Origin of the sequence: Streptomyces tailanensis, from assembly GCF_008386495.1 — a bacterium.
In the GTDB taxonomy this organism is placed as follows: domain Bacteria; phylum Actinomycetota; class Actinomycetes; order Streptomycetales; family Streptomycetaceae; genus Streptomyces; species Streptomyces tailanensis.
This window is the reverse complement of sequence record NZ_VTHJ01000164.1, coordinates 1-2,378: the sequence shown is the minus strand read 5'-3', so window position 1 is coordinate 2,378 and position 2,378 is coordinate 1. Positions and strand designations below refer to the sequence as shown.

Sequence of the window (2,378 nt, the reverse complement as noted above, 5' to 3'; positions counted from 1 at the left end):
CACCGGCGGCGCCGCCGTGTCCACCCGGCCGTTCGCCGGCGTCGACGCCCGACTGTCCCGCTACTCGTACCTGGTCAGCCTGCTGCCCCGGAAGATCGTGCGGGACCTGGACCTCGACTTCCGCGTCCGTGGCCGCACGATCTCCTCGTACACCCCCGTCGAACGCGACGGACGGCCCACAGGCCTCCTCGTCGGAGGTGGCGAGCGGCGCACGCGGGAGGCGTTCGCACGGCTGACCGGTTCGGATCGCGAGTACGAGGCCTGGCAGCGCTTCTACGGGATGACCGGCCATGTCGCCGAACGGGTGTTCCCGACGCTCACCGAGCCGCTGCCCACCCGGGACGAGCTGCGCGGGCGGATCGACGACGAGGCGGCCTGGCGGACCCTCTTCGAGGAGCCGATCGGCGCGGCCGTCGAGTCGACCTTCACCGACGACCTGGTACGCGGAGTCGTCCTCACCGACGCCCTGATCGGCACCTTCGCGGACGCCCACGACCCCTCCCTCCGGCAGAACCGTTGTTTCCTCTACCACGTGATCGGCGGCGGCACCGGCGCCTGGGACGTACCCGTCGGAGGCATGGGCGCCCTCACGGACGCGCTCGCCAGGGCCGCCCGCGACGCCGGCGCGGTGATCGCCACCGGCCACGAGGTGCGCAGGATCGCGACCGACGGACGGTCCGCCGAGATCACCTACCGCACGGCGGACACCGAGGGCACGGTCGCCGCCCGGCATGTGCTGGTCAACGCCTCGCCCCGGGAACTGGCGACCCTCACCGGCGACGAGCCGCCCGCCCCCGCCGAGGGCGCACAGTTGAAGGTGAACATGCTGCTCACCCGGCTCCCGAGGCTCCGCGACGAGTCCGTCGACCCGTACGAGGCCTTCTCCGGGACCTTCCACATCGCCGAGGGATACGACCAACTGGCCGCCTCCTACGCCCAGGCCGCCGCCGGCACGCCGCCTGAGGCACCGCCCTCCGAGATCTACTGTCACTCCCTCACCGACCCGACCATCCTCGGCCCGGATCTGGTCGACCAGGGCTACCAGACGCTCACCCTGTTCGGCCTGCACACCCCCGCGCGGCTCTTCGAGGCCGACAACGACGCCGTACGCGAGGAACTCCTGAAGGCGACCCTCGCCCAACTGGACGCCCATCTCGCCGAGCCCCTCACCGACTGCCTGGCCACCGACGCCGACGGCCGCCCCTGCATCGAGGCCAAGACCCCCCTCGACCTCGAACGCGACCTCGGCCTCCCTGGCGGCAACATCTTCCACCGCGACCTCGCCTGGCCGTACGCCCAGGAGGGAGTGGGCCGCTGGGGCGTCGAGACCCGCCACGTGAACGTCCTGCTGTGCGGCGCGGGCGCGGTGCGCGGCGGCGGGGTGAGCGGCGTACCCGGCCACAACGCGGCGATGGCGGTGCTGGAGGTGACGGGGGCCTGACCAGAGCCGGTCCTGGTCCTGGCCCTAGTCGGTCGCGGCCGTCCAGCCCACCGCCGTGATCCGGGCCGCGTCGGCCGGGCGGGACTCATCGAAGAGGACCTCGCCGCCCGCCCGGACGCGCAGCCCGTCGACGTAGGCGCCACGGCCGACGTAGAGCCGGTCGGTCGTGTACCGCCAGCGCACGGTGAGGCCGGCGGCCTGCGGCAGGTTCGCGGTGAGCCGGTGCCACACCCGGCCCGAGAAGCTGGTGACCGAGCCGGACGGATGCTCCTGCGGGGTGTCCTCTTCGCGCTCGCGTGCGGTCGTGAAGGCGACCGACTGCCAGGTGTCCCCGCCGTCCGTCGAGGCTTCCAGGAAGAGGGCGTCGGCCTGGGGCTCGGTGTCCCACCAGAGCGCGCAGCGCAGGCAGGAGTCCTCGGCGGCGGCCGTGTCGAGCGGCGGGAGGGTGAGCGTGGCCGTCGTGGCGGTCGCCATGCCGGAGAACCAGGCCGTGCGGCCTCGGGTGGGGCGTACGGGGACGGCCCGGGTGAGATGGTTCGCGGCGGCGACCCGGGGCGCGGACCCGGACCGCCAACTGCGCACCGGATGAACGGAGTTGCTGAGTACGACGAGGAAGGAGTCGATCGTCGGGTCGAGGACGATCGAGGTGCCGGTGAAGCCGGTGTGACCGGCGGTGCGCGGCGTGGCCATCGCACCCATGTACCAGTGCTGGTAGAGCTCGAAGCCCAGCCCGTGCTCGTCGCCGGGAAACGCGGTGTTGAAATCGGTGAACATCAGCTCCACCGACTCGGGCTCCAGGATGCGAGCCTTGCCGTACGCACCCCCGTTGAGCAGCGTCCGCCCGAGGACGGCCAGATCCCACGCCGAGGAGAAGACCCCGGCGTGCCCCGCGACCCCGCCGAGCGAGAAGGCGTTCTCGTCGTGCACCTCCCCCCCC

The 2,378-nt window shown here is 72.7% G+C and carries 2 protein-coding genes; one reads left to right on the top strand and one right to left on the bottom strand.

Annotated features, from left to right (window positions below; genetic code table 11):
- Window positions 1–1,441: phytoene desaturase family protein (locus F3T56_RS45810; RefSeq protein WP_149831366.1), on the top strand; the 1,441-nt coding region annotated here is incomplete at its 5' end.
- A gap of 24 nt (window positions 1,442–1,465) precedes the next feature.
- On the opposite strand, the gene F3T56_RS45805 is transcribed toward F3T56_RS45810, so the two are convergent.
- A partial coding sequence (locus tag F3T56_RS45805) for a serine hydrolase (protein ID WP_149831365.1) occupies window positions 1,466–2,378 on the bottom strand: 913 nt, incomplete at its 5' end.